This window comes from Rubripirellula reticaptiva (genome assembly GCF_007860175.1).
Classification (GTDB): Bacteria; Planctomycetota; Planctomycetia; order Pirellulales; family Pirellulaceae; genus Rubripirellula; species Rubripirellula reticaptiva.
The window spans coordinates 499,517-507,279 of the sequence record NZ_SJPX01000003.1 but is presented as its reverse complement, the minus strand read 5'-3'; the positions used below and the strand labels follow the sequence as shown (position 1 = coordinate 507,279).

Annotated in this window: 6 protein-coding genes; 1 reads left to right on the top strand and 5 read right to left on the bottom strand. The window is 52.8% G+C overall.

What is annotated here, in order from left to right; translation table 11 throughout:
- Positions 1 to 71: 71 nt before the first annotated feature.
- The 4 genes from Poly59_RS14870 to Poly59_RS14855 all read right to left on the bottom strand — a co-directional run bounded on the left by Poly59_RS14870 (position 72) and on the right by Poly59_RS14855 (position 4,866).
- Positions 72 to 671 carry a DUF1559 domain-containing protein gene (locus Poly59_RS14870; protein ID WP_186776273.1) on the bottom strand — a complete coding sequence of 200 codons (600 nt, stop codon included), beginning with the start codon at positions 669 to 671 and terminating at the stop codon, positions 72 to 74.
- Positions 668 to 2,134: a sensor histidine kinase gene (locus tag Poly59_RS14865; protein ID WP_146534890.1), complete on the bottom strand. Its 1,467-nt coding sequence runs from the start codon at positions 2,132 to 2,134 to the stop codon at positions 668 to 670. The genes Poly59_RS14870 and Poly59_RS14865 overlap by 4 nt, the downstream gene beginning before the upstream one ends.
- Complete coding sequence (locus Poly59_RS14860) at positions 2,131 to 2,811, bottom strand: response regulator transcription factor (RefSeq protein WP_146534889.1); 681 nt, start codon at positions 2,809 to 2,811, stop codon at positions 2,131 to 2,133. Before Poly59_RS14860 ends, Poly59_RS14865 begins: the two co-directional genes overlap by 4 nt.
- Positions 2,812 to 4,488: 1,677 nt before the next feature.
- Positions 4,489 to 4,866, bottom strand: coding sequence for a hypothetical protein (locus tag Poly59_RS14855; protein ID WP_146534888.1), 378 nt, complete (start codon positions 4,864 to 4,866; stop codon positions 4,489 to 4,491).
- A gap of 361 nt (positions 4,867 to 5,227) precedes the next feature.
- On the opposite strand from Poly59_RS14855, the gene Poly59_RS14850 reads away from it, so the two are divergent.
- Complete coding sequence (locus Poly59_RS14850) at positions 5,228 to 5,584, top strand: ATP-binding protein (RefSeq protein WP_246151661.1); 357 nt, start codon at positions 5,228 to 5,230, stop codon at positions 5,582 to 5,584.
- A 299-nt stretch (positions 5,585 to 5,883) separates the two neighbouring features.
- On the opposite strand, the gene Poly59_RS14845 is transcribed toward Poly59_RS14850, so the two are convergent.
- A complete protein-coding gene (locus Poly59_RS14845; protein WP_246151660.1) occupies positions 5,884 to 7,506 on the bottom strand; it encodes an ISL3 family transposase in 1,623 nt (540 codons plus the stop codon).
- Positions 7,507 to 7,763 lie beyond the last annotated feature (257 nt).

Sequence of the window (7,763 nt, the reverse complement as noted above, 5' to 3'; positions counted from 1 at the left end):
GGCTGCTGGTCCGTTCATCGCTTGGCACCTCCGTGCGGGAAACACGCCACTCAACAACGAGCGGCTTGACTTCAGCGATGACAACGCAATCCTTGGACCGAAACGAAATCAACGTGCGATTGCCCTGCTTCCGGACCAATGCGCGCGTTCACATGGAAACAACCATCTCCGAACGTGTTGTCACGAGGATCAAAGACAAACCAAGTTCCAAAGTTAAATCCATAGTTAACCGGCCTAACCGAACCTTCATCGTCATAGTAAAGATCGTCGCAAAGCGGATCGCTTGGGCAGGTATAAACAGGAATTTGCAAATGCTGAATTCCTGTCGACAAGTTCAGTGGATCGTGCCAATCGAGGTCCAAACGCACACGCTCAAAGGCAGCCGACTGTTCCAAGTACGGCATGATTCGGCCATGCGCAGACCATGATGTGGTACCTGTGAAGATACCCCCGGGCGGGAAAACACGATGCGCCGATTGGTAATTCTGGACAGCCAATCCGATCTGCTTTAAATTGTTCTGGCACGTTAAACGCCGTGCCGCCTCGCGTGCAGCCTGAACGGCCGGTAAGACGAGCGCAACTATGATACCGATGATCGCAACTACGACCAGTAATTCAATCAGAGTCATGCCTCGAACGTCATGCCGCGAACGCCCACGTTGTGCAATCACAGCGTTCTCACTTCGCCCCGAGCAATGCTCGCTGGATCAATTTGGGACTCGGGGACTCCGTGATCTGTATCAAATTCGAAGGCGGGAATCCTAGGCAATCGAACAGAAACGATTGTGCCAACTTCCCCGTTGCCCGAGACGTCAATCGTGCCGTGATGAGCGTCAACAATCGACTTACAGATCGACAATCCAAGCCCCGTGCCTCGATAATGTTCGCGAGCAGCATCGGCCCGGTAAAACCGCTCAAACACATGCGGGATTTGATCTGGTGCAATCCCAACTCCGGTGTCGCTAATGAAAAACGTTGTGTATTTCGCGTCGTTGGCCGCGTAAACCTTTACCATTCCTCCCGATGGTGTGAATTTGATTGCGTTGTCGATCAGATTGAAGAACAATTGACTGATCCAAACATCATAACCGTTGATGAAACATTCAGGTAAATCAGCAGCTTCCAGCACGACACCTTTCTCGTTAGCAGTCGCCACAAACCGCGACACGACATCGCCGAGTAAAGCAGCCGCTGGTACTTCATCAGTGAGAATCTCTTCAACACCGGCATCGTGGCGACTGAGTGTCAACAACTGATCGACAAGTTCGCCCAATCGAATCGTCTCGGCTAAGGTGGTCTCGACGACAGCTCGGTACTCTTCGAGTGACCGTGGCTTTCTCAACGCAATTTCGGCTTCCGTCCGCAACACTGCCACCGGCGAACGCAGTTCATGAGCAGCATCCGATGTGAACCGTTTCATCGAATTGACCGACTTTTCCAAGCGGTCAAATGTTTCATTCAACGTTGTTGAAAGTTCTCCGAGCTCGTCGAACTCGTGAACCACAGGTAATCGCTCGTCTAAACGATCCGCCGAAATGAATTTCGCTTTTGCCGTGATTTGCTTGATTGGCGAGAGCACATGTCCGGCGACGATATAGCCCGCGATCAGAGCCGCAATCAAGGCGATCGGGCCCAGTGTTGCCAACATCCAAAGATAGCTTTGAAAATCTCGGTCAATCATCTGCCGCGGCGAAATTGCTCTGATCAACTGAGGGTTGGATCGGGAGTCTCGCAAAGCCAAATTCACTAGCCGAAACTTACCCAGTCCAGGCCATTGAATGTCAGAGTATTCACCGCCTCGCATATCGCTTGGCGGAGTCGCAGCGGGCAAGTCGAGATTCGCTAAAAAGCGACTCGTAAAAACTGGATTTAAGTCTTGGTCAAGTACTTGAAAATGGTAATGTGAATGACTTGAAAAACGACGATCTAATTCCGCGACCATCTCGTCGCGATCGCTCACCATTTGCATTTCGTCAAACAGTTCGCTGATTTCTTCCGCCAAAGACCGATCTGCATTCTCAACCAAGTGCGAGCGCACTCGCCACAAGACCAAAGATCCCATCACCACCAGCAACAACAGAAAGAACAGCGTGTACCAAAGCGTCAAACGAACGCGGATACTCAATCGCTTCATGGTTCGTCCCCCAATTGATACCCTTCGCCGCGAACCGTATGCAGGACTGGAACCGAGCTTTCTTGCCCCAATTTCTTTCGCAATTGATTGATCTGCACCTCAATCACGTTGGTCCAAGTCGCCGTCGCTGCTTTCCAAACGTCTCGTGCCAACGCGTCACGCGAAACAATTCGATTCTTGTTTCTCATTAAGTATTCCAGCATCTCAAATTGTCGCTGTGTCAGCTTCAACTCCCTGCCATTGCGACTGGCAACTCGGGACAGCGAATCAATCACCAAGTCGTCGTAGACCAATCGAGTATCAAAATTACTAGTCGGCGAACGTCTCAGAACCGCCCTCAAGCGTGCCAACAACTCGCTGAATGCAAACGGCTTGACCAGATAGTCGTCGGCACAACTATTGAGCCCCAGAACACGATCATCAATCGAGTCTTTGGCCGTAATCACCAGCACAGGCTTTTGAAAATCCTCCTCGCGAATCCGCTGGAGCAGGCTGATACCGTCGCCATCAGGAAGCATCAAATCAAGCAGCACCGCATCGGCAGGCTCTTGCTGAATAAGCCTATAACCTTCGCTGCCGCTGGACGCCGCCATCACCTCGAATCCCTCTTCCTCCAAGCCCTTCTTCAGGCTCTTCAGCAGCGATACTTGGTCTTCAACAATGATCAGTCGTGTCATCCAGTAGTCTCAGGAAAGCAATAAGGGCACGCTCATGAGGAAAGCGAAGCGAACAGCGGAGAGCAACCCGAGTGTAATACGACTGTGATTTCAAGTCGCCGGCAGCGATCGAATCTAAACAAAAACTAATCTCAAGCGACACACGCTCGTTGTTCGATTCGAAATCTTGTGTCTGCAAGCCAGTTGCAGATATTTTTCGTTAAGTTCGACTTAAGAAAGCAACCCACCAAGACTGAGCGGTTTTCCCCAGAGGAGCCACGTCTTTTTGCGGGGCGACCGCACCGACAAAGGCGGGTGCAGAAGCGATGAGCCCACATCTCAGAATGTGTCGGCTTTGCGTTGAGATAAGAGCCTGTCCCGGTGCCGGGCCCGTGTCAGTGTTTTTGTAACGTTTGTCGCAAAACCACTTTACTTAATTACGAGCCGAGAAACCTTCGAGCCGCTCCGCGATTTTAACTCGCGTCTCCAAATCAAGTCGGCATCAGTATCGCAGATATTTTCTCGCAGCGTCTCACTGACACGCAGTGCCATCGACACTTGAGGCCAAACCAGCGACGGTTGACGTCGGCTGCTATGGCAAGGGAGCCTAAAGTCATCTCCACCTCCGGGCAGGATTTTGCGAATTGCAAGTCGGCTCCGAATGACTTTAGCACGCTATTGATTGGTGGCTTTCATGCGACATGAATTTGTCATCGAGCGAAAAAACGACACCGCCTCGACGAAACTGCCGCTCCTAGCTGCCGAAACAAAATGCCGACTTCTGTGCAAAGCATCCCTGCGCCCGGCGATTCACTCTGCGGGTTTGTGCAGTCGCTAAAGCGGAAGCAGGACCTGCGGGCGACCGAAGAAACGGAAGTTGTCGGCACACACCCTAGCCAATGACCGACCCAAAAGGCGGGATAAAGGGCGCGAAGTAGCCAACAATCACCAAACCGCCGAAGAAGTAGTTTTAGAAAAAAACACCAAATCGACCACCGACAGCGCAGGACGATGGCAGACATCCCGAGACACAGAAAAAGCCAATACTGAAAAACCCGTAAATAACTGGGTTCGTCTCGCATTGGCTCTTGGTGACCTGCCTCTAAGCTACCCCACTAGGACTTTCAAACGACGCTGGCGAACGGTGTTTTAGCCATACTCACGAAACCGCGGTCCCACGGGCGGTCCCATCTACAGCCATCCTGGACGATCAGACTCGCGAATTGATGCGGCTTTGGGAGTTACTCGATGAAGGCGGACGCGCGGATCTATTGGCAATCGCTCGCAGAGTAGCACCGACGGCGAAACCGGTTTGAACCAGAGACAGATCCTTGCCACGCGATCCGATCTTGAGACGCCCGAACAAATATAGTGCTCCGCAGCGAGTGACATTCGAACTACCGCTAACAGTGGAGCTTTGCGACCAACGCAGCAGAAGCCGCTGCCTGACAAATGTGGAGTCCTAACCGAGCTTGGCTGAACCAACGTGATTTCACGATGAGCGATCGGGGGACGCAACTGCCGATTGAACAAACAACTTGGCTGTGACGACTCGCCTTAAGTTGCAGTTTATCACCAAGTGTCTATGTCATCGATGACCGAAATTGGACGCAAAGTGCTCCCAAGATTTGTGCGTGCCCAGCTGACGTCAATCGATGATTCGGACCAACAACTCAACACTGTGATCATTGGCTCATCTCACTGGGGCTGACCGCTGAGAACTGCGACGGCTTTGTCGAACAGTTTCATCATGTAACACGCCCACTTGGCTTGCACTTCGTCGCTTGGGTCCGGGCGTGAACCGTTTCGGTTGTAAGAATTGTCGATCGGTGCTGCGACAACCAAATCCCACTCGATCTGTGGCGTGTCGCAGTCTCCGCTGGCTACGTTGAAGACGAAAGTGGGGCGATCGGGATCAGCCGACGAAACGCTTGAATCGTCGGTCCATTCTCGGCCCATCAACCAGTTGACCCGTTTTCGATCAAGGAGCTTGTGGCAGCTCGGGACGCCGTTGTAAAGCGAGTGGAGCCCGCGGTTGACCGGGCCGCCTTCGGCGCCGTGCCGTCCGAATACCACGGGTATTCGAGAAGCGACAACGCGTGATGAGTATAAAACTTTGTTATCGGATCATAGCTTTCTTCTCCGAACCCGACGACAACGTACAGCACTTCTAACTGACTCTGTTCGTTCAACTGGATTCCGAACGAATCTTGGTCTATGTAGTGGTCGAACATTTCGCACTCATACCGATCGAAGACCAGGTCGATATGCCGCAGCTTGTGAAGGGATGGCAGAACGGTTGACAGCGGAGGCGTACCCAAAACCGTCGTCGCTAATAACCTTCGCGCTGCCGTGAAGAACGCAGACTGGTACGGCCCTGAACTCGTGCGCAAGCTGCACGCCTTACCGCAGCATCTTTGACGTGGTGTGTGACTACTTGCACGAAGAAGCGTTGAGTGGCGAGGAGAAAGTTCTGGCCCGTTATCTCAGGCCAGGCCTGTTGATCATCGACGGCATGAGGATGAAGCAGCTACCTAACCACAGTGGTGAATACCTGTTCGAGATCATCATGCGCCGCCACGAGGTGCGCAGCACGATGATGACGACGAACCGACCGCTGGAGGACTGGGGCAAGTTGACCGGTGATTTTCCCAGCGCCAGTGCGATCCTGGATCGGTTCTTGCAGTCGGCCGAGATCATGAAGATCACCGGCCGCAGCTACCGGCTAAAAAATGCCGAGAAATGTTCAAAAGGGACCACAGCGGCCACCGGATCGGCAGCCGAAAAGGACTAGTAGATCAGGCGAAACCGCCCGATTCCGAACCACCAATTTCAAAAGGGACCAGAGGTGCCCACAGGTGGTCCCTTTTCAAGGATCTCCCGCACTTTTGGTGAAGCGGTTTTGTAGCGTGCCGATTACTGGCTTTAAAGGTTTCGATTTTGCAAGTTTTCGTGCCCAGACTGGCTAGTGGAATGGCGCTCAAGGCCGAATTGCGAATCGAACCGATCATTCGTCCACCAAAACGGAAATGCGGCTCGAGCACTTGGCGAGGACCAAGTCTTTATCTTGCCACAATGTGGATCAACACCCGCTCATGTAGAGGTCAAGTATCGAATTCGGAGCAGGTCGAATGCGCCACGTCCGTACATCTGTCGTTTCAACGTCTTCAGCCGGTTGACCTGGCCTTCGGTTTGTCCGTTGCTCCATGGAAGGGCGATGGCAGCTGCAATCGCCGATGAATCTCGTAGGATCCCCTTGGCAAAACTGCGGAGTTCTCGAGGCGTAGTGTCATGGGACGCTGCATCGATCCAGGCCGGTAAGTCATGGCCAGCTTTTCTCTTGAATAGATGTATAAAGCCGGTTGCGATTCTCCATGCTTCTGCAATTTCAGGACATTGACCGAAAACCCTGTCTTTGAAAGTTCGCTGATCTTTGGTGAGGTTGAGGTCGTCTTTGAAAACCATCCACGACAGTTGATTTGGCGACTCAATGTTTGTTCGGGCTGGGGGAGATTTTGAGGTCGTTTCAATTCCATTGCGCCATGATGAAACGCGGCGACGGACACTGTAATAAGACGCTGTGAAACCTCTCTCTCTGATCTCTTTGGTAAGTTGTGTTACGTTCTGGCACCCTTGCTTCCATCGTTCCCACAGATATTCGACGCAACCGTCGGCATGGCTATGCGAGGGGCGCGGAGCACGCTCGGGATAGCTGCCTGATTGAACAAAGCGACGAACAGTGGAGCGAGAAAGATTGAAACGTATCGCAATTTCACGTTGCGAAATCCCTTGATGATACAGCGCCATTACCTCTCGGTACCGATCCTGCCGTCGTTGTGACGCGAAGCTTGGCAGTTGTGTTTCGGATGGTGGTATCTTGCGAATCTGATTTCCGGGATCGCTGAGAACAACTGGGTTGATTGGGCACTTCGACTGCTGCTGAGCAGCTTCGCGGACTTGCTTCGAGTGACGTGCGATCACACGGGCCAACGCTTCACGAAGGTTTTGCATCAAGTGGAATCGGTCAGCCACTTGGGTTGCCTGAGGTGCACCTTCCGTCGCTCCCTTGATGTAGCAATCTCCCCGATCTCGACTAATGATTTCAACACCAGGATGATTTTGAAGCCACACAACAAGCGAATTGGGATCACGGTCTGGCAGCAGGTCGACCACGCAATTGTTTTCTCGATCGACAAGCACAGTGCCGTACCGCTGACCCTTGCGAAATGCCCAATCATCAACTCCGAGTACGCGGGGTGTGCGTCTCTTGGAAATCAGCGTGCACCTTGTTTCTCGAAGTAGCGTGTCAGGACTGAATTTCATTCCAAGTCTTTTTGCCAACCGCGATCCGCCTTCGCCGCCGCATGCAATCCCGATGCACCGCACTGCGAGACTCAATCGCTCGCTTCGCCGAGCATGCGGTCGTGCCACCTCAGGCAATCGTTCCGTGAAGATCTTCTGGGTGCACTGCTCGTCCCGACAAAAGAATTTGCGGCTACGCCACGTCAAGTGAACGGACACTCCTTGCCAGGGCAGATCCGTCAATTGGCGTAGGTAATGGCTGTGAACTCGAGACGACTTCTTTCCACACCGCGGACATTTCGCACAGTCGTTTGTGCTGTGAACAACAACTTCAACTTTCCCGGATTCGCCGTCAACGGAGACACTGTCGACCGAAAGTGATCGGCTGTCGGGAAGAAACACCTGAGACCGCATCGGGAGTCCGATCACGTGGGACGCGTGCGTGTCTTCCCTAAACTGAGGATGGCCTTCTTGGTACGGAGATAAACTAAACGATTGCTGAATGTTATGCGTTGAATGCGAAAAGTCCAGCGACGAATGCTGACGCTAAGAAATGCTAGCGTCCTCGACCGGATACTTCACCAAAAGTGCGGGAGATCCCCATCGAGGCGCCCCGTGACAGCTCGGCTCGGAGCCTTTAGCAACACATCCGTGGCGGTGCAGTCAGACAA

Bases quoted from the DNA above. Each gene is read 5' to 3' on its own strand.
- Poly59_RS14865 (WP_146534890.1), bottom strand. From the start codon at position 2,134: ATGAAGCGATTGAGTATCCGCGTTCGTTTGACGCTTTGGTACACGCTG.
- Poly59_RS14860 (WP_146534889.1), bottom strand. From the start codon at position 2,811: ATGACACGACTGATCATTGTTGAAGACCAAGTATCGCTGCTGAAGAGC.
- Poly59_RS14845 (WP_246151660.1), bottom strand. From the start codon at position 7,506: ATGCGGTCTCAGGTGTTTCTTCCCGACAGCCGATCACTTTCGGTCGAC.